The sequence below is a fragment of the Streptococcus sp. 20925_1_22 genome, assembly GCF_041431685.1.
GTDB lineage: Bacteria > Bacillota > Bacilli > Lactobacillales > Streptococcaceae > Streptococcus.
This window is the reverse complement of record NZ_JAPVYE010000002.1, coordinates 291779-314778: the sequence shown is the minus strand read 5'-3', so window position 1 is coordinate 314778 and position 23000 is coordinate 291779. Positions and strand designations below refer to the sequence as shown.

At 40.5% G+C, this 23000-nt stretch carries 28 protein-coding genes and 4 pseudogenes; 6 read left to right on the top strand and 26 right to left on the bottom strand.

What is annotated here, in order from left to right; translation table 11 throughout:
* Positions 1-2: 2 nt before the first annotated feature.
* Positions 3-1253 (bottom strand): dicarboxylate/amino acid:cation symporter, encoded by a 1251-nt coding sequence (locus tag O3621_RS04075; RefSeq protein WP_002911691.1) that lies wholly within the window; start codon positions 1251-1253, stop codon positions 3-5.
* A gap of 216 nt (positions 1254-1469) precedes the next feature.
* On the bottom strand, positions 1470-1913 hold the full coding sequence (locus O3621_RS04070) for a hypothetical protein (protein ID WP_002911690.1): 444 nt from the start codon (positions 1911-1913) through the stop codon (positions 1470-1472).
* 462 nt (positions 1914-2375) lie between these two features.
* Here O3621_RS04070 and O3621_RS04065 point away from each other — a divergent pair, with 462 nt between their 5' ends.
* A complete protein-coding gene (locus O3621_RS04065) occupies positions 2376-2612 on the top strand; it encodes a hypothetical protein (RefSeq protein WP_002911689.1) in 237 nt (78 codons plus the stop codon).
* The gene (locus O3621_RS04060) at positions 2602-3738 is read left to right on the top strand and encodes a YcjF family protein (protein WP_002911688.1); all 1137 of its coding nucleotides are present in this window, start codon (positions 2602-2604) and stop codon (positions 3736-3738) included. Before O3621_RS04065 ends, O3621_RS04060 begins: the two co-directional genes overlap by 11 nt.
* Before the next feature lie 479 nt (positions 3739-4217).
* Here the strand turns inward: O3621_RS04060 and O3621_RS04055 are convergent, their stop codons facing one another.
* The 12 genes and pseudogenes from O3621_RS04055 to O3621_RS04000 form a co-directional block, all read right to left on the bottom strand.
* Positions 4218-5267 carry a DUF389 domain-containing protein gene (locus tag O3621_RS04055; protein ID WP_000126416.1) on the bottom strand — a complete coding sequence of 350 codons (1050 nt, stop codon included), beginning with the start codon at positions 5265-5267 and terminating at the stop codon, positions 4218-4220.
* On the bottom strand, positions 5264-5587 hold the full coding sequence (locus O3621_RS04050; protein WP_000825751.1) for a potassium channel family protein: 324 nt from the start codon (positions 5585-5587) through the stop codon (positions 5264-5266). Before O3621_RS04050 ends, O3621_RS04055 begins: the two co-directional genes overlap by 4 nt.
* Positions 5584-5943, bottom strand: a complete 360-nt coding sequence (locus O3621_RS04045) for a hypothetical protein (protein WP_000397555.1) — start codon at positions 5941-5943, stop codon at positions 5584-5586. The genes O3621_RS04050 and O3621_RS04045 overlap by 4 nt, the downstream gene beginning before the upstream one ends.
* The gene (locus O3621_RS04040; RefSeq protein WP_006151097.1) at positions 5868-6170 is read right to left on the bottom strand and encodes a TMEM175 family protein; all 303 of its coding nucleotides are present in this window, start codon (positions 6168-6170) and stop codon (positions 5868-5870) included. Before O3621_RS04040 ends, O3621_RS04045 begins: the two co-directional genes overlap by 76 nt.
* 570 nt (positions 6171-6740) lie before the next feature.
* A pseudogene (locus O3621_RS04035) lies at positions 6741-6995 on the bottom strand (hypothetical protein); the annotation flags it as partial.
* Positions 6996-7034: 39 nt separating this feature from the next.
* Complete coding sequence (gene cadX / locus O3621_RS04030) at positions 7035-7373, bottom strand: Cd(II)/Zn(II)-sensing metalloregulatory transcriptional regulator CadX (protein ID WP_000711078.1); 339 nt, start codon at positions 7371-7373, stop codon at positions 7035-7037.
* A gap of 11 nt (positions 7374-7384) precedes the next feature.
* Positions 7385-7999: a CadD family cadmium resistance transporter gene (locus O3621_RS04025; protein ID WP_002911684.1), complete on the bottom strand. Its 615-nt coding sequence runs from the start codon at positions 7997-7999 to the stop codon at positions 7385-7387.
* A gap of 299 nt (positions 8000-8298) precedes the next feature.
* Positions 8299-10362, bottom strand: coding sequence for a heavy metal translocating P-type ATPase (locus tag O3621_RS04020; RefSeq protein WP_009660066.1), 2064 nt, complete (start codon positions 10360-10362; stop codon positions 8299-8301).
* Between the two features lies 1 nt (position 10363).
* Complete coding sequence (locus tag O3621_RS04015) at positions 10364-10642, bottom strand: DUF6110 family protein (protein WP_002893755.1); 279 nt, start codon at positions 10640-10642, stop codon at positions 10364-10366.
* A gap of 180 nt (positions 10643-10822) precedes the next feature.
* Positions 10823-11413, bottom strand: a pseudogene (locus O3621_RS04010) (transposase); the annotation flags it as partial.
* 148 nt (positions 11414-11561) lie between these two features.
* Positions 11562-11895, bottom strand: a pseudogene (locus O3621_RS04005) (diacylglycerol kinase family lipid kinase); the annotation flags it as partial.
* Between the two features lie 3 nt (positions 11896-11898).
* Positions 11899-12042 (bottom strand): annotated as a pseudogene (locus O3621_RS04000) (IS982 family transposase); the annotation flags it as partial.
* Here O3621_RS04000 and O3621_RS03995 point away from each other — a divergent pair.
* The 3 genes from O3621_RS03995 (at position 12036) to O3621_RS03985 (ending at position 13467) form a co-directional block, all read left to right on the top strand.
* Positions 12036-12326, top strand: a complete 291-nt coding sequence (locus O3621_RS03995) for a hypothetical protein (protein ID WP_037614148.1) — start codon at positions 12036-12038, stop codon at positions 12324-12326. The pseudogene O3621_RS04000 and the gene O3621_RS03995 sit on opposite strands and share 7 nt — an antisense overlap.
* 66 nt (positions 12327-12392) lie before the next feature.
* Positions 12393-13001 (top strand): DUF1269 domain-containing protein, encoded by a 609-nt coding sequence (locus O3621_RS03990; protein WP_002893760.1) that lies wholly within the window; start codon positions 12393-12395, stop codon positions 12999-13001.
* Positions 13002-13245: 244 nt separating this feature from the next.
* Positions 13246-13467 (top strand): tyrosine-type recombinase/integrase, encoded by a 222-nt coding sequence (locus O3621_RS03985; protein WP_002893762.1) that lies wholly within the window; start codon positions 13246-13248, stop codon positions 13465-13467.
* A 109-nt stretch (positions 13468-13576) separates the two neighbouring features.
* Here the strand turns inward: O3621_RS03985 and rpsI are convergent, their stop codons facing one another.
* From rpsI to rlmB, 5 genes are all read right to left on the bottom strand, one after another.
* Complete coding sequence (gene rpsI, locus O3621_RS03980; RefSeq protein ID WP_002902303.1) at positions 13577-13969, bottom strand: 30S ribosomal protein S9; 393 nt, start codon at positions 13967-13969, stop codon at positions 13577-13579.
* Positions 13970-13988: 19 nt separating this feature from the next.
* Entirely contained in the window at positions 13989-14435 is a 447-nt protein-coding gene (gene rplM, locus O3621_RS03975) for a 50S ribosomal protein L13 (RefSeq protein WP_002893769.1), read from the bottom strand.
* 182 nt (positions 14436-14617) lie between these two features.
* Entirely contained in the window at positions 14618-15481 is an 864-nt protein-coding gene (locus tag O3621_RS03970) for a DegV family protein (RefSeq protein WP_371513735.1), read from the bottom strand.
* Positions 15471-15992: an NYN domain-containing protein gene (locus O3621_RS03965; RefSeq protein ID WP_002902298.1), complete on the bottom strand. Its 522-nt coding sequence runs from the start codon at positions 15990-15992 to the stop codon at positions 15471-15473. The genes O3621_RS03970 and O3621_RS03965 overlap by 11 nt, the downstream gene beginning before the upstream one ends.
* Positions 15989-16717 carry a 23S rRNA (guanosine(2251)-2'-O)-methyltransferase RlmB gene (rlmB, locus tag O3621_RS03960; RefSeq protein WP_002911678.1) on the bottom strand — a complete coding sequence of 243 codons (729 nt, stop codon included), beginning with the start codon at positions 16715-16717 and terminating at the stop codon, positions 15989-15991. The genes O3621_RS03965 and rlmB overlap by 4 nt, the downstream gene beginning before the upstream one ends.
* Before the next feature lie 152 nt (positions 16718-16869).
* Here rlmB and O3621_RS03955 point away from each other — a divergent pair, with 152 nt between their 5' ends.
* Positions 16870-17826, top strand: a complete 957-nt coding sequence (locus tag O3621_RS03955) for an aromatic acid exporter family protein (RefSeq protein WP_371513732.1) — start codon at positions 16870-16872, stop codon at positions 17824-17826.
* 25 nt (positions 17827-17851) lie between these two features.
* Here the strand turns inward: O3621_RS03955 and O3621_RS03950 are convergent, their stop codons facing one another.
* The 7 genes from O3621_RS03950 to cysE all read right to left on the bottom strand — a co-directional run bounded on the left by O3621_RS03950 (position 17852) and on the right by cysE (position 22961).
* Positions 17852-18904 (bottom strand): DUF6287 domain-containing protein, encoded by a 1053-nt coding sequence (locus O3621_RS03950; RefSeq protein WP_004185362.1) that lies wholly within the window; start codon positions 18902-18904, stop codon positions 17852-17854.
* 136 nt (positions 18905-19040) lie between these two features.
* Positions 19041-19433: a Mini-ribonuclease 3 gene (locus O3621_RS03945; protein ID WP_004185361.1), complete on the bottom strand. Its 393-nt coding sequence runs from the start codon at positions 19431-19433 to the stop codon at positions 19041-19043.
* A complete protein-coding gene (cysS, locus tag O3621_RS03940) occupies positions 19426-20769 on the bottom strand; it encodes a cysteine--tRNA ligase (protein WP_004184256.1) in 1344 nt (447 codons plus the stop codon). Before cysS ends, O3621_RS03945 begins: the two co-directional genes overlap by 8 nt.
* Before the next feature lie 17 nt (positions 20770-20786).
* Positions 20787-21308 carry a dihydrofolate reductase family protein gene (locus O3621_RS03935; RefSeq protein WP_002926040.1) on the bottom strand — a complete coding sequence of 174 codons (522 nt, stop codon included), beginning with the start codon at positions 21306-21308 and terminating at the stop codon, positions 20787-20789.
* Between the two features lie 8 nt (positions 21309-21316).
* Positions 21317-22081 carry a nucleoside phosphorylase gene (locus O3621_RS03930; protein ID WP_002926042.1) on the bottom strand — a complete coding sequence of 255 codons (765 nt, stop codon included), beginning with the start codon at positions 22079-22081 and terminating at the stop codon, positions 21317-21319.
* A 13-nt stretch (positions 22082-22094) separates the two neighbouring features.
* Positions 22095-22313, bottom strand: a complete 219-nt coding sequence (locus O3621_RS03925; protein ID WP_002899010.1) for a YdeI/OmpD-associated family protein — start codon at positions 22311-22313, stop codon at positions 22095-22097.
* A gap of 30 nt (positions 22314-22343) precedes the next feature.
* Positions 22344-22961, bottom strand: coding sequence for a serine O-acetyltransferase (cysE, locus tag O3621_RS03920; protein WP_002899011.1), 618 nt, complete (start codon positions 22959-22961; stop codon positions 22344-22346).
* Positions 22962-23000 lie beyond the last annotated feature (39 nt).

Below are 23000 nucleotides of genomic sequence, written 5' to 3'. Positions count from 1 at the left end.
CTTTATGAATACCGAACAGCCAACTTGCTGCTTTTCGATTCTTCTACTACATTGCCTTCCGTCTTTTCAATAACACTGACGGCCAAGACCTGGCCTAGAACATTGAGTGCCGTACGACCAGCATTGACAAAGAAATCAACCGCAAAAATCAGGGCAACACCCTCGACTGGTAGGCCTAGCTGAGGTGCAGCTGCCAGCAAGACAACAATCGCTCCAGAAGGCACCGTTGCAGCTGTTTTACCAATCAATGTCAAAAGCAAAACAGTAAAGAAAAGTCCTGAGACAGAAAAAGCAATCCCATAAGCATGGGCAATAAAAATAGTTGCTACAGAGAAATAAACAGCAGCCCCTTCAAGATTAAAAGTGTAACCCAAAGGCACAACCAAATCTATGACATGCTCATCATAGCCCTGCTTCTTTAAATCTTTCAACAGCGGCGGCAGGACAACACTGGAACTGCCAGAGACAAAAGCCAAAGTCAAAAGACTCCAAATCCGTTGCAAGCTTGTTAGATAAGGAATTCTGAAAGTAAGAGCAATCAAAGGAAAAATCACTAAAGCTAGAACCCCATAAGCCAGATAAGTCCCTGCTACAAATTGCCCCAAACCGGCCAACTTGTCAACTCCTGTCGTAGCCACATCCTTAGCAATAAAACCAAAAATACCAATCGGAGACAGCTTCACAATCACACCGACAATTTTATAAATAGCCTCAATCCAAATTTGTAATAAATCAATAAACTTCTGTGACTTGTCTTCCTTAAGACTCCCAAGACCATAACCCAAAAATATCGCAAAGACGATGATAGGAAGCAAAGCCCCTTCTGAAAGCGACTTGACGATATTAGAGGGAATGAAGCTAAGCAAAAACTCATCCAACTGAATACTTTTGGCAATCCCGTCAATGCTGGATCCCGCCTGACCGATATTGACTCCCTGACCAAAGCCCAGATAATAAGATGCAAAGACAAAAATAAAAGTAATCGCCGTCGTGACCCCAAAGAAATAGAGCAGACTCTTTGACAAAAGCTTCCCGAAAGATTTCTTGCCGATCACACCAGCCACAGCTACGACCACAACTGGAAAGACCAGTGGAATAATCACCATATTAATCAAACTGATAAAAGCTTGACCCAGAAATTGGTAAAAAGCCGAAAACTGCGGCCAGATAAGAGCAACAAGAACACCCAAAATCAAAGCAATCAAGAGTTGCAAGCCCAGAGAAACCTTTGACCATAAAGAAACTAACTTCATTCCAAACTCCTTTAGTCTATTTTGATAGCTATTTTACTATGATTGCCCCTATCTGGCTAATATATAATTTCTATGAAAGTAATAGAAGAATTTTATGGGAAGTTGAATAATGGAAAAAAGACATCCAAGAAATAGCTCTTGAATGTCTATTAGTTTTATGCCTATAGAATGATTCCTCTAACGAAGCATATATTATTAAAACTTTTCAAATTCTAATTAGTCAATCGGTTCACCTCCGATACTTATGTAATTACCTATAATCATTTCTTCAAGATTTACACTTTCATCATCATTAATCGGTATATCCACTCCCCAACCCGATTCTTCAATATTATTGATTCGCCCAAAAACATTAATATAATACTCGGGATTTGTAAGCCCACCATCACTCCATTGCGTCTCTTCCCAATCAATCTGAACTGATTCGACTTTTGGACTTTGAGCTTTTACCAAATCTATAATTTCTTGCTCATGTTCTTTGAGATAAGCGAGCTGTTTTTGCTTGATAGCTTCTTTATCATCTTTGATAGCCTTTTTTGAAGAAGTAATTTTCTTATCTTGTTTATTACTTTCTTTTTGAGTCATGGCACATCCTCCCAGACTTACGAGCGCAACTATTGTTGCAATTGTTGCAATTATGATTTTCGTTCGTTTCTCCATAACGTCTCCTTAATTTTTTTGATACCACATTAATTCTCTAAAACAACTGGTACGATCCATACTAATTTTTCAGTCACTCAAAACCCAATGCTACACATCTAGTTTACTATATAAATTTTTTAAAATCTATAAATTACTAAATCTTATCAAGCAATTTACTTAGACTTATTTTACAAATCATAGCCACCCATCTAGGGACCACACACGCAAGGCAGGTGGTTTATTTTTCTTGTACCTTGGAGAGCCAGACAGGCTGAAAACCACATAACTACTTCTCTATCTTCAAGATCTTTACATCCTCTTCATTACACCTAATAGAACTCTGCTAACATTACTTCAATTTCTATCGGAGAAGTTGTTCTAAAATCTTTAAAACAAAGAGATAACCAAAATCATTAAATTGACTCTTTTAATTTCTTATATGATATAATTATTTTAAAAATCATATTAGTGAGAAATATTATGTCAAAGACAAAAGGTAACAAAAAAAGAAATTCTTCTAAAGTAAAATATATCTTAGGAAGTGGAGTTTTAATTCTAGCTTCTACAGTGATTCTGCCTAAAGTTTTGAAAAAAACTACAAATTATTTGTATAAAAAGCAAGTAAAAATAACTAATCATCGAAAAGTAACTTTTGATTGCAAGGACAAATTGGTTAAAAAATCTGAATATAAAAAGGTAGAAGAACATGCAAATTAATACTGACAATATTGCGCAACAATGTCTCAATGCGATTAATGATAGAATTCACAATTTAAAAAGATTAAACATCATCGTAATTGGGAAATCAGGTGTCGGTAAAAGCACACTAATCAACAGTTTGTTTAGAGGTAATTTTGCCGATACTGGATTGGGTAGACCAGTAACTCAGGAAATTCGCAAAATTGAAAAAAATGGATATCCTTTGGCTATCTATGATACACCCGGCTTTGAATTATCATATACCCAACAGGAGAGTGTCAAAGATGAAGTGATTAACCTAATTAACAACGGTTACTCTTCTAATGATATCAATGAGGTGATCCACTGCATTTGGTATTGTATTAATGTCGGTTCAAACCGTACTTTCGATAGTTCGGAAGTGGAATGGCTTAGAGAGTTTTCTGAGAAGAATAAAACGTCTAAGGTACCTATCATTGTTGTCCTTACTCAATCTGTACCTAAGAAGAAAGCACTAGAAATGAAAGCTCATGTTGAGCAGGAAAACTTAGATGTTTGTAAAGTTGTGCCAATTTTAGCTCAAGATATGGATTTTGATGAGGAATATGTCGCTAAAGCTTTTGGATTAGATACTTTGATTGATGTAATGTCTGAGGTATTGCCAACTGAACTACAAGATACTCTCCAAAATATCCAAAAAGTATCTCTGGAATCTAAAAAAAAACATGCTAGGGCAGTCATTGCGACTGCAGTAGCAGCAAGTTTTGGTGAAGGTTTCGCTCCAGTTCCATTCGCAGATGCATTCATGCTTGTTCCAACCCAGATAAGCATGATTACTGGCATCACTGTAATATTTGGCCTTGATATAAATAAAACTTTTCTAACCGCCTTTGTATCCTCAACCTTAGGGTCTGGGGGAGCAACATTCCTCGGAAAAACAATTGTCTCTAATATACTCAAATTTATTCCCGGAGTAGGAACAGCAGTTGGCGGAACGATTTCTGGAACCACTGCTGGATTAATTACAACTGCTTTAGGCGAGGCTTACCTATTTTTAATGGAACAAATATTTAAAGGAGAAATAAGCAAAGAAGCACTAGGTACTCCTGCCGGACAAAAACAAATGACAAAACTTTTTAGAGAACAATTATCTAAAAAAAGATAATACACCAAGATTTTGAATCTTGGTGTATTTTTAGGTTAAATTGTTTTTTACATCAAAAAAGACATCCAAGAGAAATTCTTGAATGTCTGTAAATGTTGATAGTATCGTATTGATTAACGTTTTGAGAATTGTGACGCTTTACGAGCTTTCTTAAGACCTGGTTTGGAAAGTATGAATTTCAGTTGGACTAAAAACAGCGTAATATCAAGACTTTTCTCCGCTTTTATAAAAGCTTTTTTCCAATCAAATTCAACTAATTTTATCCGAATGGTGTGGATTTTACCCCCAAAATTACAGAGAATGGAGCTGATAAACACTAAACGTTCACACCATTAGTTAAATGATTTTTTGTTCATCATTTTTCTTAGATGATAGAACTTCTAATTTATTTCTTATTCAAGCAAAAACAACCTGCTATAAGTAAGAAAGAGGAAGATACAAGAAAAACACGGCGTAAAAACCGATTCAGTTCATTGTCCTCAATCCTTGTCTGCTTCATTTTCTTTTACGAGATCGTTTTGTGAATCTTTTTCAGAGAGTTTTTGATCAATATACTTGTCAATGTTTTCATAAAATTCCTTGGTCGCTTCACTATCTAATGTTGGCGAGTTCTGAACTTGATTCACTTTCAATTGAACAGATTGAATACCGTAAGAGGCTTGTTTTTGGTGGAGTGTTTCTAATTCTTCTTCTGAAATCGGATCTCCAACAACCGTCAAGACCAATTCATTGTTACTTGACTTGTAGACTTGATTAATAACCGTATAATTGGCGAACTCTTTTCCTACAAACTGTTTGATCCCTTCTTTGCGCGCTTGTTCTATTGTCAGAGTAACTGCCGAATAGCTAGCTGGAAGAATCAACAATACAATCAAAGATATCAAGCCAATTCTCATTTTAATGCTCAGCTCTTTAAATGAAGTTAAAGGAGATTTTCTCATCAAAATTCTTGTTCCAACAATGTTGGCTAGCATGATAAAGACACAGTTGATCAAGAAAAGATAGAGAGCCCCCAATAAAAATCGTACATTCCCATTAGCTAAACCATAGCCAGCAGTACAGATAGGCGGCATCAGAGCTGTAGCAATGGCTACTCCTGGCACGATATTGTTTGCTTCTTTTTTCCTTGAACCGATCACACCAGCAATCCCACCAGCAATAGCAATGAGGACATCCCAAATGGTTGGAGAGGTTCGTGCAATCAACTCGCTACTTGCATAAGACAAGGGAGAAATCCAGAAATACAGAGTCGAGACAAGCAAACTGACCAACACTTGAGTCAATAAAACCTCTAGAGATTGCTTGATTAAACGCGTATCAAAAATAGCTAAACCGAATCCCAGTCCAACAATCGGTGTCATGAGAGGTGAAATCAACATGGCTCCTATAATGACAGCTGTTGAATTCATATTTAGTCCGATAGAGGCAATAAAAATTGCACACATCAAAATCGCTGTATCTCTCAATCGAACATGAAGGTCATCGTATAATTTCTCACGGTATTCCCGTGTTGAATAATTGGCAGTCATTTGTCCTCTCCTCTTTCCTTATTTAAATTGGTATAATAATTAAAAATAACAGCTGATAAACAGCCAAAAAATATGAGCCCATAAATCGTCAAGAAGACACTGGTAATCCTTCCAATCAAGGTCACAGCTAGGAGATCCCCGTAGCCGACAGTCGTCGAAGTCACAAAAGCATACCAAAGACCGTCTCCGTAATTTGTGATAGCAGGTTCAACTAGGAAAAGCACGCCTCCTGACCCAAAAACAAAGGTCACAAAACTCAGAGCAAACCGAGTAAAACCCGTAACCTGCATAATATGCCATAACATTTTTAAACGTTTCATTTGTTCTCCTTATTCATACTAGCTCCTGACCGAGCCGTTTTTTTCCAATAATCAAAGTGAAGATAGGACATGATCTCCATCAGAGAAAGATAGACAAACTGATAGATCTGATTTAAGCTGATTATCAACTGATATTGTTTGAAAAATGACTGGAAGAAAGACCAGATATGACTGTCTTGAATCAGTCCCTTCTTAATATCAGACAGGATATTAGCTAAAGCTCCCAAGGACTGAAACGGTAAATCCTTGACATTTATATAGATCCGGTCCACCACATCATTCAGACTGGTATCTTGGATGGCATGAAATTCTCCAAAGAGAACTCCTGCCGCTCCAAGAGTAGAAACAAATTCCACCAAATAATTTCTGAGGAAATTTTCTCAACCTTTTCCCATAATGTGTTTAGTGCCATCCATAACGATCCCAACCAGAAAAAGGAAAGAAAACAAGCAAAGAAATTTTGCCGTAAATCCCAAAAAGCTTCAAGACTTGGTGTTGTTGGTTTTTCTAACTCTAAAACCAAGATGGTCATAATAATTGCTAGAACAGCATCTGTCAATACAATTAATCTGTCTTTCTTCATCGGATTGCATCCCCTTTCTTTTTTGTAACATTCTATCTTATCGCATAATATTGGATATTCTTTCATAATCCGACTACAAACAAAAATAAACCAAAAAGTATGTCCCTATTATACTATATTTAACTCTAGAAGTATTCATCCATCTAATTAATAAATATATCATATTTCACAATAAGTGAATACTATCAAAGATTCATCCCCTTTCACTTCATCATGTAGTGTTGCTTAGATTTATCAAAAACAACCAAATTTGTATTAATTTCAAGTATCACCTAGTTACAAAAATTTGGGGTGAACAGAAAAAGCATCCCGTATTTTTGATACGAAATGCTTTCAATAAGTTTAAATAAGTTTTAACGTTTACTAAATTGTGATGCTTTACGAGCTTTTTTCAAGCCTGGTTTGGAAAGTATGGGTTTCAGTTGGACTAAAAACAGCGTATTATCAAGGCTTTTCAGAACGATATCTACTGATTAATTTCATAAAATATGAATCAATAGATTATAAATAGGGGAATAGTTTAGGTCTGTAAGCATTAAAATAATACACCTAACTTTGATCACCATTTTTTTAGTTATTCACTCTTTTTTCAGATAGTGTTTTTAAAGTTATGATATAAAATGCCGCAATTAAAACACTATACATCATAATCGGAGGATAGACAATTAAGGATAGAATCAATCCCACTCCTTTAATTATTAGGTCAGGTATCAATAACTTTCTATATTGTGCGGTAGCTTCAAGTAATTCTTTCTGATCTATATTGGGTTTATCAATTACTTTATGTAAAAACCAGTTTGCTACCGTTGAAACAACAACGATTATAATCTCCCTATAATCATGGAAAAGTAGTAAAAATAGTTGTTATCCTAGTTGATTAAAAAAATCTCTGATTTCCTCATCCTTTATAAAATAATATATAATTTTCCCCTCTCTTCTAGTGTCCAAGATGTTTTGATTGGCTAGTTTACGAAGATGGTGGGAGGCAGATGCCATACTGAGATTTAATAAACAGGCTATATCGCAGACACAGAGTTCTTCGACGGCAAGGAGATAAAAGATGATATTTATCTGTTTATTATCGGTAAATTTTGATAAAATGCGAAGTGATTTTTGGACTTTTTCCTTTTCAAGGTAGTTCGTTGCGGTTGTAACATTTTGTTGATTTATAACATCCACTTGACAGATACTATCTTTTTTCATAATTTTTTCTCCTAGCCTAACACAGCCCATAGCATGTCAAAGCTGTTGTTTTCAATCAGGATATACATCCCCAATCCTAAATAGACAACGGCAATAAACCATCTACTATATTTTTCCAAAGTTTCTCCAACAGAAGGGACTTGTGCTAATTTTTGGGCAGAAAAAACCAAGAGATAAATCATGACTAGAAAAGTAAGTAAAGTCACTATCAAATTCGCTAAATTTAAGGTGGTAAAATATGGGACAAAGACACCAATATTATCAGCGCCACAACTTGCAAAAGTAATCATAGCGACTAGAAAAATCAGGTTTTTATTGTCTTTTCGCAAACCATCTTTTGCAATAGCTTCTCCATCAGAATCTCCTAAAAGCAAAACTTTGAGGCCTAGGAAAATTGGAATCAAACCGAGTAAACCTAAAATCTCTTTACTAGGAATATAATTTAAGACAAATGCAAAAAGCAAACTTAGGAATATTAGACTAACAGAGCCTAGAAATTGTCCTAAATAGATGTTAATGATGTCCTTTCTGCTTTTTCTTTTGGCAAAAAATAACATTAGGATAATAAGTAAGTCTACGGCTGTCCCAGAATACAGGATTATTGAAGTAACAATATTTTGAATCATAAAACACCTCATTCAAATATATTTTTGAATGTATTCTAACATTAACCTTTGTAGATGTCAACTTCAAATCCACCAATTAATAATTGCATGTCAATATTTGTATTGTGAAACTAGTTTCAGAAATATATAGTCTTAAAGTATGTCCACTGCCAATGGTTTTTTCAATATTTAAAAGGAGAGAACCAATTTGGTCCTCTCCAGGGTATAATTTTCCATCAACCCACTACAGTTGACAAAGAGCCGTTATTCTCAAATGAGACAACTCCTTTTAGTTTTTATAACCTCAGCTTCTCGGTCTCTTACCTAGTTTTAATAGAAAGACTACGAAGGACGATTCTTAAAGTAGTCAGATTGTGCAATATCGAAAGATTAGATGGGCTTAACCAATTTAACAACCCAAATCCAATTAAACTTCCATTTATTACAACTGTTTCTTGAATATTTCTTTGAATTAATTTCTGCAACGATTCAGATAAAGAATTCAATTCCTCGAAGAAATCTAAACGATTATCTAATAATAAAATATCACTCATCTGCTTAGAAATATCAGCACTTTCATTCATCACAACCCCAATATCTGCAAGCGTCAAGGCAGCAGAGTCGTTTAACCCGTCTCCAACCATCAAAATAGTTCGGCCAGCTTTCTGTAATTCCTGAACCAACTGAAACTTACCATCTGGTTTTAAATCAGTATAAACGTTGTCAAATGGCAGATCTTTAACCAACTCTTCTGTTCTAGCCAACGTATCACCAGTTGCCAGAATCAGTTTTTTCCCTTGGCGCTTTAGCTTTTTCAATGCAACTTTCGCCTCGCTTCTCAAGGGAGTGTGGATACAAAACATCCCAATTAATTCTTTCTTATAAGCCAAAAACAATAAATTGTAATGAGTCTTATATTGCTCAATCAAGGCCAGCTGCTCAGAACTAATTCTTACCTGTTCGTCTTGCATTAGTACATAATTTCCAATGACAACCGATTGACCATCAATTTGCGATTTAATCCCTTTGCTTGCAACATACTGAAGCTTGCCATGCATTTCTTCGTGTTCAATGCCTTCAATTTCAGCTTGTTTAACAATTGCATTGGCAATAGGATGATAGATATGTTCCTCCAAACATGCACTTATTCTTAAAATATCTTTCTCAGTATAATCTCCGAAAGGAAGAACCTTTTCAACCAAAGGATAACTCGTCGTGATGGTACCCGTTTTATCAAACAAGAAAGTATCCACTTCCAGATATTTTTCTAATACATCACCATCTTTAATAACCATTTCTCGATTTAGACCTTCCTTTATGGCCGTAAGGTAGGCTACAGGTGTGGATATTTTTAGAGCACATGAAAAATCCACCAATAAAAAGGAAATGGCTTTTGAAAACGAACCTGTTAACAGATAAGTCAAACCAGCACCTAAGAAGTTATATTTTACAACCTTGTCTGCCATCCTAATAAAATGACGTTGTTTTGTCTTCTTACTCTCTTCAGATTTTTTCATCAGATTGATGAGTTGCAAAATACGACTGTTTATCTGATTATCAGTCACACGAATTCTTAACTCTCCTGTTTCCAAAACAGTATTCGCACATACAGAATCTCCCTCTTTCTTTTCAACAGGGAAGCTCTCTCCAGTCAAGGAACTCTCATTGACCATGCCTAATCCTGAAACCACTTGGCCGTCAAACAAGATTTCATTCCCTTGGGAGACAACTAATACATCACCTACTTGAACATCAGAACTCTTGATGCTGATGACCATGTCTCCCCGCACTAAGAAAACATCACTTTCTTTAGCAAGAAGGCTTTGTTCCAAATCTGTTGCTGTTTTTTTTAAAGACCACTGATCCAGATGATTACCCAAATCAAGCATAAACATGATGTTGCTAGCTGTCTTGGATTGGTTCATAAACAAGGACAACAAAATGGCCGAACAGTCCAAGACCTCCATGGTTAGTTCCTTGCGCGCTAAAGTTTGATAGGCTTCTTTGACATAACCCAAAGCCTGATAACAAGTCCAAATATAACGAATAGGGTAGGGTACAAAACTTCGAAACAGCAAACGCTTAATCGCTGCACCCGATACAATTGAATAAGCACTCTCTTCTCTACGAATGGGAAGAGTCATCAAGTCCGAAACTTTCCCCTTGTCAATTTTTTTTAAAAAGGCCTCTGCATTTTCTAATACAGAGAAGCCTTCTTTCATACGTAGAGTAAAGTGCTGCTGATCCATATAAAACTGAATAGAGTCGATCCCTTTTTCATCTTTAGCCAAGGAACGAAGATAATCTTGAATATCCAAGGTCAGTGAAAACGAGGACGATAATCGGATATGTTGATATCCTCTGTGTAGCACTTTAAAAGACATATTATTCACCTGTCAGGCTATCTAATTGTTCTTCTTTCTTTTCCTGTTCGTATAAATATTTAGCGTCTTGTAAAACATCATCACCGTGTTGTTTTACAACAGAAACAGATGCATCCAGTCCATCTTTCAATTTGTAAGCTTTAGCCAAGGCCTTAGAATAGCCTTTCTTAGCTTCTTTACTTGCTAAGACTTTCAAGCCAAGCGTCCCAAATGCTACCCCTCCTAAGAAGAGAGATGATTTTTTCGCAACTTTTGCGACGTTTAATACTTCTTTTAACATGTTTATTTCCTCCTTGTAACTATTGTAGCGAAAAATGACAGCAAAAGCAATTGCTGATATCTGATATATAGATAAAATTCTCTATACTGATATTTAATTATATTATGATGAAAACAATATACTTTATTTTTTGATACTGTCAATAATTATGTGTAAACACTTAAGTAGAGTTACGGAGTGTTAATTAAATAAGCTTTCAAGTGTATCAGAACATTGACCAAACCCTTTATGGATTCGTTGACTTTGCTTGAAATTATAATCTTCAAACAACGTAACTAAGTAACGTTCCAGAGCCTCCTCATTAGGAAAAAGAACCTTCTTTTTCGTTTGATGTTTGATTTCTTTGTTAAGAGACTCAATGAGGTTTGTCGAATACATGCTGTGCCAAATCTGGTAGGGAAACTGATAAAAAGTTAAAAGATTATCCGTCTTCTCCAGACTTTCCATGACTTTCCTATACTTTGGTTTCCATTCGGCGAGAAAGTCCTCTAAAGCTTGTCCTGCCATTTCTAAATTTTCAGCACGATAAATCATTATAAATTGCCCCAGAATAACCGCTCTATCTGCTCGTTTCACTTTACTAGCTAGATTTCGACTAATATGAATTAAGCAACATTGTTGTTTAGCTAATGGGTGAGCCTGACTGATAATCTGCTCAAGCCCCTTAAAGCCATCTGTAACTACAAGAGAAATCTGTTGGATTCCTTGGTTTTGAAGCTTGTCTAACAGGGTGGACCAAGAAGCATTGTTTTCTTGAGGCAACTGTGCATAGCATATCTCTATGCGACTAAAGTCGCTAGAGCTATCCTAATTGCGCACCGCCAGTTCTCATAGAAAAAAACACCTTGCAAGATGCAAAGTGTTTTCGTTTGTATTCTGCTGTCCAGCAACGAATTAACGTTTAGAGAACTGGCTAGCTTTACGAGCCTTTTTCAAGCCTGTTTTCTAGTATTTTTATATCTATTGGCAGATTATCCGACTTATCCCCATCAACATCTGACTCTAACTCAACCTCTGAAGAAATCCTAATATTGCGTACTTTGATATATTCGATATTATTGTTACCTACTAGATCCCCTTTTTAATAAATCTGGGATAGCCGATAATTTAGAAATGATGGATGAATCCTTTAAAATCAAGATATTTCCATATTCATCTGTATTTTCATCAAATAGTTTTTTGTCTGCATAGTAATTGGATAGAAGAACTAAGACCTGAGTAGCTTCACCTTCATAATTGCCATTTTTGCTTTCAAAAGGTAATAATTGCTTGTTCATAGCTTGGCGAATCAGTTGCACCAGCCAAATTAATTGTCTTGACCGACGAATAAAGCGACTTCTTTCAAGGATTCGACCATAAGGAAACAGTTGGCAGATTCTATAAAAGTGTCGATGTGATTCGGCACGCTCATCAGACTCGCTACACAGAGCTGGTACATAATATCTGCTATAATTTTCTGGAAGATTTGGTCAAGCGGTCTTTTAGCCGTGTGACAGGCATACAGGAAAAACACTATTTATTTACTTTTTGCACGGGAGGCTTTAAGATGTTGCTGGACGCCTTTCTTGATAATCACTCAGAGTCGCCAGAGTGTCTGGGCTGGGATATGGCAAAGATATACCGCTGCCTGAAACTGTTCTTTGACGCTGATAAACGCGACATATCAATTAAAATGTCGCACTAAAATGATTGAAAAGTGATTGAAACTGTATTATAATGAACGTATATATTTAGAAAAGAGGTACTAACTATGGAAAACCTAGTAGTTTCAGTCTTTAACACTGAAAGCGAAGCTTATCAGTCCTTTGCGGATTTGAAGGCTTTCCGCCAAACTCAGACGACCAAGGTTGCTCAAATCGCCTTGGTCAAAAATGAAAACGGTCACATCGTTGAAAAAGAACGCTATGACTTTGAAGATTCAACGACGGATGCAACCCTAGAAGGTGGCTTGCTCGGTGCAGTTATCGGGCTTTTGGGTGGTCCTATCGGCGTCTTGTTTGGTTATGGTATTGGCAGCCTCTATGGTTTGGCTGCTGGTGATACCGTTGATACGGCAGAAGCTGGCTTGATTGACGTTGTGTCTCAAAAATTGATCGACGGCGAAACAGCCGTTGTCGCCTTGGTGCAAGAAAACAACGAAGCAGTCATCGATGCTTACTTCACCAAGTACGACACCCAAATCGTGCGTTGGGATGTAGCAACCGTCGTAGCCGAAATCGAAGCAGCTCTGCAAGTCCAAGAAGACCTCTACAACCAGGCACGTGCACAAATGAAGGCTGAACGTAAAGCCGAACGCAAGGCTAAACTTGAAGAATTCAAGGCAAATGTCAAAGCAAAATTTGACAAATTGAAAGCCTAACGTCTAAGCGTCTCATAAATTTAAATGTGACTGAGACACCATTTAAAATTTATGTGCGTCGGATTCTCACAGTTAAATAATTGCGTTGACAAAGCCGTTACAGCCGTTCTTCCATTCTTTGAAAAGAATGTTTAATAGACAAGAAATCTGGACTAGTATTGGTCTGGATTTTTTTGTGAATATAGAGGTCATAGCTTTTTGACTATGCTTCGTTATAATTAGAAAAATTTTAAGTTTTATCAAGATGAAATCAGTCAGACGAAGACATCCCGAATTAGCACCAGCATCACCACACAAACTAAGACATACTGGTGCTACTCTTGCTAAACAAGCAGGTGTTTCTCTTGAAGCCTTCTCAGAAGCTCTTACTCATAGTGATAAAGAGATTACAAAAACTTACGTTAATATCAAAGATAAAGTCAATCAGACTGTAGGTGATATTGCTTTTCGTAGTTTAAAAAATTGATGGGGTGAATATGGGGTGAATTTTGGGGTGAACTTTGATTTTTTGAAACAAAAAAGACATCCAAGAAATAATTCTTGAATGTCTGTAAACGTTGATATAATCGTATTGATTAACGTTTTGAGAATTGTGATGCTTTACGAGCTTTCTTAAGACCTGGTTTCTTACGTTCTACCATGCGGGCATCACGAGTAAGAAGGCCTGCGCGTTTCAATGAATCGCGGAAGTCAGGGTCTACTTGAAGAAGGGCACGAGCGATACCGTGACGGATAGCGCCTGATTGACCAGCGTAGCCACCACCATCAACGTTTACGAAAACGTCGTATTGACCAACAGTTGAAGTAACTGCGAATGGTTGGTTGATAACCAAGCGAAGGTCAGCGTGTGGGATGTACTCTTCAACATCTTTTTTGTTTACAGTGATTTTACCAGTTCCTGGAACAAGGCGAACGCGTGCAACAGCGTTTTTACGACGTCCAGTACCTGCATATTGTGCTTGTGACATAGCTTATTTGTTCCTTTCCTTAGATAAGTCCTGAAATATCAAGAACTTCTGGTTGTTGTGCAGCGTGAGTGTGCTCAGCGCCTACAAATACTTTCAGCTTCATACCTTGAGCGCGGCCAAGAGTATTGTGCGGAAGCATACCTTTAACAGATTTTTCGATCAAACGAACAGCATTCTTAGAGCGAAGCTCACCTGCTGAGATTTGTTTCAATCCACCTGGGTACATAGAGTGAGTGTAGTAGATCTTATCAGTCGCTTTTTTACCAGTCAATTTTACTTTTTCAGCGTTGATAACGATTACGAAGTCACCTGTATCAGTGTGTGGTGTAAAGGTTGGTTTGTTTTTTCCGCGAAGTACGCTTGCTACAACAGCAGAAAGGCGTCCAAGAGGGACATCAGTAGCGTCCACTACATACCATTTGCGTTCAACTTCACCTGGCTTAGCCATGTATGTTGTTTTGTTCATGATTTCTCCTATATAAATATCGTTTTTGTTTACAGGGCGGATGTTCCGGTCCGCGAGTTATTTGAAAGGTTCCGGGGCCTTACAAATGGGGTAAACAATACCGCCTACTATCATATCAAAAATAGTAGGCAAAAGCAATAGATTTGAAGCAATTATTTATGAAATAGCGATTTCATGTTTTCTTAGTCTTGAATGTCTTGGGCAATACTAAAGAGTCCCAAAGTTCCAGGACCAGTATGGGTAGAAATGACAGGTCCCAGAGGCATGAGGAGAACTTCCTCTACTTGGTCGCTTTCCAGCAGCTGGGCTTTTAGACTCTCAGCAATCTCTTCGGCACCTGCATAGGCGATGACCACCCGCGGGTCAGCAACTCCCTCCAGAGTCATGCGGACAACTTCAGCCTGTGCCTTCTTCTTGCCGCGAACCTTAGCGACCGAGTCCAGAGTCCCATCTCCCTTGACAGCGATAATCGGCTTGATATTGACCAAGCTCCCCATAAGCGCAGCAGTTTTGGAAATCCGACCACCCCGCATGAGATGATTGAGGTCATCAACCAGAAAATATGTCTTGACCTTAGGCACCAAGCTCTCAATCAAGTCTGCTGTCTGCTCCAAGGTCTGGCCTGCCGCTCTAGCTTCTGCCGCTTTCATGACTAAAAGTCCTTCCCCCATAGAAGCCGCCTTGGTATCAATGATGCGAATCAGTGCACCTGGAAAATCTTCCAAGACTATCTCCCGTGCCATGACAGCACTCTGATAAGTACCTGACAGGGCTGAAGCAAAGGCTACATAGAGAACTGGTGTCTCTTCCTTGGCATAGCTACGAAAAACATCTTCAAACTGGCCGACATTGATCTGACTGGTAGTCGGCTTACTGCCGGACTCCATCTTATCCAGAAGTTCTTGGCTGGTCAGCTTGCCTGCGCCAACTGTCTCATAAGTTTGGCCATCTAGCTGAATGGTCAGGCCTAGGACCTGAACATCATTTTCCTGGGTCCAGTTTTCTGGCAGGTCTGCTGTTGAATCGGTTAAAATTTTAAAGGTCATCTTTTTTCTCCATCATTTTTTGTAAATCACGCAAAGATTGGCTGTCCATCGGTCGCAAGGGCGGTCTTTGCAGGTTGATTTGTCCGCTCAGTTTATTGAGGTCTGATTTGGTAACAGCCACTCGCTTCTCTAGCTCTCTAGCGGAAACTCTCAAAGCTCCTTGGGCGAAGACAGTCCACTGCTCATTGAGATCGCTAGTCGCAACTGACACCTGATTTTTGGGTGTATTGAGCTCAGCTGCCAAGCGCTCGATATAGTCATCCGCCGTTTCCTCCTCTTCAGTGAAAACGACCGTCACATTAAACTCCTCGTAGGTCTGCCGAACTCCCGGCATATACTGGGCATCAAAGACGCAGATAACTTCCAGTCCTTCAAAACTGGCATAATTACTGAGCTTCTGAAGCAGAATCGTTCGTGCGGCATCTAGTTCTCCGCGGTTAAAGTAAGGACGAGTCTCCCGCCAAAAGGCCGTCATATTGTAACCGTCCACCAGTAAGATTTTTCTTTTCATAGGCGATTGCGAAATACTTCATACATGAGAATAGCCGCTGCGACACTGGCATTGAGGCTCTGAACATGCCCATTCATGGGAATGGAAATCATCTCGTCCACTTGCTTTTTAATATTGCTTGAGATCCCCTTAGCTTCGTTGCCGATGATGAGGGCCAGCTTGCCTGCTGTATTCCACTTATGAGAAGGCGTCCCCTGCATATCTGTACCGAAAATCCAGAAACCAGCTTCCTTGAGCTTGTCCAGAGTCTGGCTGAGATTAGTCACACGGGCAATAGGAATATGCTCAATGGCACCCGTTGAAGTCTTGGCCACGACTGGTGTCACACCGACTGCCCGGTGCTTGGGAATGATGACTCCCGCTACATTGGTCGCGTCAGCCGTCCGTAAGATAGAGCCCAGATTATGCGGGTCAGTCAGCCCATCCAAAATCAGCAAGAGCGGATTGTCTTCCTGCTCTGCTTTTTTCAACAGCACCTCGAAGTCAGTATAGGCGAACTCCGCCACCCGCAGGACAAAGCCCTGGTGAACAGCTCCATCAGTCATCTCCTGCAAGGTTTTCTTAGGCGTCCATGAGATAGAAACCTTCTTTTCTGCTGCTAAATCTTTGATTTTGTCGACCTTTTTACCACGCAGGTCGTCTTGAATGTAGAGTTTATTTCCAGTGTTAGCTGCGAGAGCCTCTGTCACCGCATGCACACCGTAGACAATATCGTTTTTTTCCATAGGACTAGTATAACACAAAGGCGAAAAAATGGCGGCAGGATTTACTCGGGCGAGACAGAATTCTGCTCTGATAAAAAGCAATCAGCAGCCCCTAAGATTCCCCGTCTGTCATGCTATAATAGAAAGAAGTCTAAAAAAGGAAACTCTTACTCATGTCTCTCCTCCAACGCACCATCAAGCTGGTACTAGCTACCTGTCTAGCTGCTTGGCTGGCTGACTTTTTAGGTCTGGCCTACTCAACTTCAGCTGGAATTATTGCTATCCTCAGCGTGACCGATACCCGCCGCAGCACTGCAAAGCTAGCTGGCAATCGCTTTTTATCTACCCTGCTGGCTCTGGCTATCGGAAGCCTGGCTTTTCACTTTCTAGGTTTTCATCTCGGAGCATTGGCCATCTATATCGTAGTCTATGTGCCTCTGGCCTTTCGCCTTGGCTGGGAAATCGGCATTACACCTAGTACCGTCCTCGTCACCCATCTGCTCTTAGAAAAATCCACCTCCTGGTCACTCCTTGGAAATGAACTAGCTCTATTTCTCATTGGAACTGGCTTTGCGCTGCTAGCCAATCTCTATATGCCCTCGCGCCAGAAAGAGATTGACAGCTACCATGAGCAAGTGGAGGAACAGCTGAAAAAGATTTTGCTACGCTTTGAATATTTCTTAAAAGCTGGAGACGGCCGAAATGATGCAGCGCTGATCAAGGAGCTGGACAAGATTTTGCAACAGGCCTTGCAGCTGGTCTATCTGGACCACTCCAACCACCTCTTTCACCAGACCAACTACCATATCCACTATTTTGAAATGCGGCAGGCTCAAAACCGTATCCTACAAGACATGGCCAGCAATATTAATAACTGCCATCTAGCAGCCAGTGAAAGCTTGATTTTAGCCCGCCTCTTCTCCCAGACCGCTAAGCAACTGAGCCAAGAAAATCCCGCCCGAGACCTTCTGGACGAGATTGACAACTATTTAACCGTATTTCGCGAGCGCCCACTCCCTAAGACCCGTCAGGAATTTGAAACCCGCGCCATGCTCCTGCAGCTCCTGCGAGACTTGGAAACCTTTATTAGAATTAAGGTAGAATTTTACGAGAATTATAAAGAAGACTAGCTGCCATGGAGGACAGCTAGTCTTTTCAGTCTATTTTATAATAAAAGGAATTTGGATCTGTATTGGTTCCAAGTCCTTGACCCGCCCATATCCGATCTCGTTCATGGTCTGATGCATCTTTATATGTTTCTCCTGCATTAGTGATAGTGTAGTCTTTTCCTTTAGGTATAAAAGCTATTACATAACCACCTGCACCTTGCTTAGGGAGGACTCCAATACTAACAAAACCATACATATCTCTTGCACCATATTCACTCAAATGTTGAGTTTCGCTCACCAAACCATTGGCATCAAACACCAATGTATTTCCAGTACCACTTTTCCAAGTTCCTACAATGCTAGAGTAGTCTCCATTTTTGATAGCTTCCTCATCCATAGAAGATGTTGAACTTTCCGTATTCGTTTCCGTTTTACCCAAGACTTTCCAATCCAGAATAGATAAATCTAGAAAAGCAGGCAATTGTCCAAGTGAGTCTTGACTTGCTCCCTCTGCCACTTTTTCCAGTGCATTGCCTTTTTGATTGAAATTGTAATGAATATATTGAGCCTCAGTAGCTGAAGAAGCTCCTCTATAAAGGAATGATCCATCTTCCAAAGGAGCCAAAATCATCCGCTCTCCAATCATATCCAACTGGTTCTCTTTATTTGTCAATCGAAGTGGTTTTTGGTCATCAATAGTATAAATATCCAGAAGATCATACTTCACATCAGCATTCACGCGCCCCATAGCAACAATCAGCTCTTCTGTTCCGTTTTTATCTAGGTCATAATAACTATAGAAGACTCCACTATAAACTTGTGGATGAATATTTGCTTGAGAAACAATCCAATTAATCTCTTGGTTTTGTTGATTAGCTTTCGGATTCTGAATCGCCTGAGCATACATATCCAAAATAGAATCATAAAGTTTTATATCAGTTTTTTCAACCTTTTTGCTAGAAGAAGATTTGCTAGAGGAACTGCTAGTCTTGCTACTAGAAACCCTACTAGAAGAAGATTCTGTTTGCTTCTTATTACTGCAAGCACAGAGCAAAAACAAAGATAAAGTCGCTACCGACAGAGTAAAGTATTTTTTCACAGTTTTTCTCCTATAAATGTTTTCTACTTTGTATATTATAGCAAATAAAAGCTCTAAAGAAAAGAGCTGCCGCAACAACTCTGTTTTAGATATCTTCAATTTATCTAGCTTATAAACGGATCTAGATAATCTTTTTTTATTTGCTTTCCTCCACCCGTTGAATACACCAGTCAATCAGCTCTTCCAGTCGCTCAATGGCTTCGGTCATATGCAGGTAGCCCATGACTGCCTCAAAGCCGGTAGACATACGGTAGGTGACGATATCTGTATTCTTAGCCTTGGTGTGGCTATTGGCATTGCGGCCGCGCTTGTAGATATCCTCTTCCTTTTCCGTCAGAATCCCTTCTTCCAGCATGAGAGAGATAAGATTAGCCTGAGCCTTGGCAGAAACATACTTGGTCGCTTCCCTGTGCAGCTGATTGGGCTTGGTCAGACCTTGAAAAATCAGGTGACGTCGGATATACATGGAGTAGACAGCATCTCCCTCAAAGGCGAGGGCAATACCGTTAATCAGGTTGACATCAGTCACGTGTCCACCTCACTCCGTCCTTAGTATCCAAAAGCTTGATGCCCTGAGCGGCCAATTCATCCCGAATACGGTCTGCAGTCGCAAAGTCTCGATTAGCCCGCGCTGCTTGGCGCTCCTCAATCAAGCGCTCAATGTCCGCATCCAAGACTTCTTCTACGAAGACGATACCAAAAACTTCTAAGAGCTTGGCAAAGGCTGCCTTGACTTCAGAGGTGTAATTGCCAGAGTTGATCCACTTAGCTAACTCGAAGACAACCGTGATACCGTTAGCCGCATTGAAGTCTTCGTCCATAGCGGCGGTAAACTTGTCCAGAAAGGCCTGAAGCTGAGCAGATTCTGCCTGACCCGTGAAAGGCTGCTCATAGGTATTTTTCAAATATTTGAGATTGGTCGCTGCATCATGAACAGCTTTTTCTGTGAAATTGATAGGCTTGCGGTAATGCTGGGTAGCAAAGAAGAAACGCAATACCTGACCGTCAATGGTCTTGAGGGCATCATGAACAGTGATAAAATTGCCTAGAGACTTGGACATCTTAACATCGTCAATGTTGACAAAGCCATTATGCATCCAGTAGTTGGCAAAAGTCTGACCAGTCTTGGCCTCTGACTGGGCGATTTCATTGGTATGGTGAGGAAACTCTAGGTCTGCCCCACCACCGTGGATATCAATAGTATCACCCAAAATCTCCGTCGACATGACCGAACACTCGATGTGCCAGCCCGGACGACCTGCTCCCCAAGGGCTGTCCCAAGAAATCTCGCCCGGCTTAGCTGCCTTCCAGAGAGCAAAATCCACCGGATTTTCCTTACGAGCAGTCTCCTCATCTGTCCGACCAGAAGCACCCAACTCCAAGTCTGCCAAGGTTTTGTTGGCTAGTTTGGCATAATTGTGAGATTTTTCCACTCGGAAATAGACATCGCCTTCTGACTCATAGGCGTAGCCCTTGTCCACCAAAGTCCGCACAAAGTCAATGATTGCCTCCATAAAGTCAATCACGCGCGGATGCTGAGTAGCCGGCTTAACACCCAAAGCTGATACATCCTCACGAAAAGCCGCGATATACTTGTCCGCCACTTCTTTTGGTGTGATGCCTTCTTCCTTGGCGCGATGGATAATCTTATCATCTACATCTGTAAAATTGGAAATATAGTTGACCTCAAATCCCCGATACTCAAAATAGCGACAAACCGTGTCAAAAGCTACTGTTGAGCGGGCATTGCCGACATGGATATAGTTATAAACCGTCGGACCGCAGACATACATGCGAACCTTGCCCTCTTCAATGGGCACAAATTCACGTAGGCTGCGGGTCATGGTGTCGTAAATTTTAATCATGCGGTCCACTCCCTTCTCTATTTCTGACTTTTTCGGCTGAAAACCAGCTCTGCAAAAGGGCCAAATTGTCTGAGGCTATCCAGTTGGTAAAAGCGCTGCCCTTCCTCTTGGGTAAAGAGGGGAACCCCCTTTCCTAGGATAAGGGGTGCTATCTGAATAATGAGGTGGTCGAAAAGATCCGCATCCAAGAGCGGTCCTACCAAGGAATTACCACCAATCACAAAGACATTTTTGCCTTTGTCAATCTGGTGAACAAAGTCCACCACATCCCCAGCTACTGGTTGGTAATTGCTGACAGGCAGGTGCCTATCATGCGTAAAGACATAGTTTTCCGTAGCTTGATAAAAACTTTCTACATCTTGCAAATCTTGGATTTCCTCAAAGGTCCGCTTGCCCATGATGGTGATATCCATTTGCTTGTAAAAGTCATCATAGCCTGTATCCTCTACAGAACCAAGCTGATGCAGCCAGTCTATCCTGTGCTGGCTGTCTGCCAAGTAGCCATCCATGGTGATACAGCCGTAAAAATATACTGCCATTCTTGTAGTTACCTTTCTAGTTCCTTTGCTATTGTCAAAGCGATAGTGAAAAAAGTCATGGCATCAGCTGTCCGCTCTTCATGGCGGGCATCCCAGGTTCGGTTATGATGATCCACATAGTCAGCTGTGTAGAAGAACTGATAGACTTTACTCTTGCGAAATTGACTCCAAGCCATGATAGCTGAAGCTTCCATGTCCACCACTTTGGCTCTAGCAGCCAAGCGACGCTTGACCTTATCAGGCGTTTCTCGATAAAAGGCATCAGTCGTCCAAGACTTGGTGCGGATATGCTCGATATTGTGCTTGTCAAAGATGGCTTCCAGCTCGATCAGCAGAGACTCGTCATAGGCTACTTCGTCACCCGGTGGGGCATAGTGATAGCTAGTTCCTTCATCTCGCAATGCGGCTGCAGGCAGGATGATCTTGTCAGCCTCAATTGAGCGGTCCAAAACGCCACAGGAACCTAGAATGATGAAATTCTTGAAGCCTCTAGCCGCCAACTCCTCCAGCTGGCCAACTATCATGGGAGCCCCAATCGGAGCCAACATAACTGCTAGCTTGCTAGGACCTTGGCGGTAAATATACCATGGATGCTGTCCGTTTATGCTTTTCAAATAGCCTCCCGGATAGACTTCCTCTGACTCGACCAAACGTTTCAGAATTTCGCCATTAAAGGACAGGATGATGGTTTCACACACTTCACCCTTGTCATGGACTGGCTTTTCATTTGGCTCAATGACTGCTGCTACATCTTCAAATTCCTCTAATAGCATAACTTCTCTTTCTTTAAGGCTTCAGCAAATCCACCTTCATCTTTTCTATGCGGCGCAGCTTGGTCTCATCTTTTTTGGCTTCACTGATATAGCGAGCCCATTCGCGCTGGTGGCTAGGCGGTAGTTTGGTAAAACTCTCCTTGGCAGGACCGTCCAAGCGCTCTTTCAGTTCAAGGACTACCTGGTTCAAAATAGCATCTGATAAATCTGACATGTCGGTTCCTCCTGTCATATTTCACTTCGATATCTTTGCCAACCTTTTCTAAAGACTTGACGAATGGTGACTGGCTTCGCGGGCATGCTCTAGCTTGTCTAGATAGTATTCCCGCTTCTCCTCTACCTCGTGAATGGTCGGCTCGTCCTTCTCACCGTGGACACGGACAATCTTGGCTGGTACGCCAACCACTGTCACATCACTAGGAACATCAGCCACTACAACTGCACCGGCTCCGACCTTGGCTTTTTCACCAATCTCAATTGGTCCAATGACTTGAGCATGGGCAGAGACCAAGGCACCTCGACGCACGGTCGGATGGCGTTTGCCTGTATCCTTGCCCGTACCGCCTAGTGTCACACCGTGGTAAAGCATGGCTCCCTTCTCCACAATAGCTGTTTCTCCAATCACTAGGCCACTGCCATGGTCGATGAAGACACCTGACTCAATCTGAGCACCGGGATGAATCTCAATCTGGGTCCAGAAACGCCAGAATTGACTGTGCATGCGCGCCAGCAACTTGAAGCCGTGCCGCCACAAAAAATGCGAGAGGCGGTGGGCCGCCAAAGCTTTGATGCCCGGATAGGTTAGCAAGACTTCCAGCGACGTTCGTGCCGCCGGGTCATTTTCTTTTACAATATCAATGGATTCCTTCCACCAACCCATGCTAGCCTCCTTCCTTCTCTAAACAAGGAGAGACGAGAA

Coding starts and splice junctions, on each gene's coding strand:
- O3621_RS04075 (WP_002911691.1), bottom strand. CDS start 1,253: ATGAAGTTAGTTTCTTTATGGTCAAAGGTTTCTCTGGGCTTGCAACTC.
- O3621_RS04070 (WP_002911690.1), bottom strand. CDS start 1,913: ATGGAGAAACGAACGAAAATCATAATTGCAACAATTGCAACAATAGTT.
- O3621_RS04065 (WP_002911689.1), top strand. CDS start 2,376: ATGTCAAAGACAAAAGGTAACAAAAAAAGAAATTCTTCTAAAGTAAAA.
- O3621_RS04060 (WP_002911688.1), top strand. CDS start 2,602: ATGCAAATTAATACTGACAATATTGCGCAACAATGTCTCAATGCGATT.
- O3621_RS04055 (WP_000126416.1), bottom strand. CDS start 5,267: ATGACTGCCAATTATTCAACACGGGAATACCGTGAGAAATTATACGAT.
- O3621_RS04050 (WP_000825751.1), bottom strand. CDS start 5,587: ATGAAACGTTTAAAAATGTTATGGCATATTATGCAGGTTACGGGTTTT.
- O3621_RS04040 (WP_006151097.1), bottom strand. CDS start 6,170: ATGAAGAAAGACAGATTAATTGTATTGACAGATGCTGTTCTAGCAATT.
- cadX (WP_000711078.1), bottom strand. CDS start 7,373: ATGAAAAAAGATAGTATCTGTCAAGTGGATGTTATAAATCAACAAAAT.
- O3621_RS04025 (WP_002911684.1), bottom strand. CDS start 7,999: ATGATTCAAAATATTGTTACTTCAATAATCCTGTATTCTGGGACAGCC.
- O3621_RS04020 (WP_009660066.1), bottom strand. CDS start 10,362: ATGTCTTTTAAAGTGCTACACAGAGGATATCAACATATCCGATTATCG.
- O3621_RS04015 (WP_002893755.1), bottom strand. CDS start 10,642: ATGTTAAAAGAAGTATTAAACGTCGCAAAAGTTGCGAAAAAATCATCT.
- O3621_RS03990 (WP_002893760.1), top strand. CDS start 12,393: ATGGAAAACCTAGTAGTTTCAGTCTTTAACACTGAAAGCGAAGCTTAT.
- O3621_RS03985 (WP_002893762.1), top strand. CDS start 13,246: ATGAAATCAGTCAGACGAAGACATCCCGAATTAGCACCAGCATCACCA.
- rpsI (WP_002902303.1), bottom strand. CDS start 13,969: ATGTCACAAGCACAATATGCAGGTACTGGACGTCGTAAAAACGCTGTT.
- rplM (WP_002893769.1), bottom strand. CDS start 14,435: ATGAACAAAACAACATACATGGCTAAGCCAGGTGAAGTTGAACGCAAA.
- O3621_RS03970 (WP_371513735.1), bottom strand. CDS start 15,481: ATGACCTTTAAAATTTTAACCGATTCAACAGCAGACCTGCCAGAAAAC.
- O3621_RS03965 (WP_002902298.1), bottom strand. CDS start 15,992: ATGAAAAGAAAAATCTTACTGGTGGACGGTTACAATATGACGGCCTTT.
- rlmB (WP_002911678.1), bottom strand. CDS start 16,717: ATGGAAAAAAACGATATTGTCTACGGTGTGCATGCGGTGACAGAGGCT.
- O3621_RS03955 (WP_371513732.1), top strand. CDS start 16,870: ATGTCTCTCCTCCAACGCACCATCAAGCTGGTACTAGCTACCTGTCTA.
- cysS (WP_004184256.1), bottom strand. CDS start 20,769: ATGATTAAAATTTACGACACCATGACCCGCAGCCTACGTGAATTTGTG.
- O3621_RS03935 (WP_002926040.1), bottom strand. CDS start 21,308: ATGGCAGTATATTTTTACGGCTGTATCACCATGGATGGCTACTTGGCA.
- O3621_RS03930 (WP_002926042.1), bottom strand. CDS start 22,081: ATGCTATTAGAGGAATTTGAAGATGTAGCAGCAGTCATTGAGCCAAAT.
- O3621_RS03925 (WP_002899010.1), bottom strand. CDS start 22,313: ATGACAGGAGGAACCGACATGTCAGATTTATCAGATGCTATTTTGAAC.
- cysE (WP_002899011.1), bottom strand. CDS start 22,961: ATGGGTTGGTGGAAGGAATCCATTGATATTGTAAAAGAAAATGACCCG.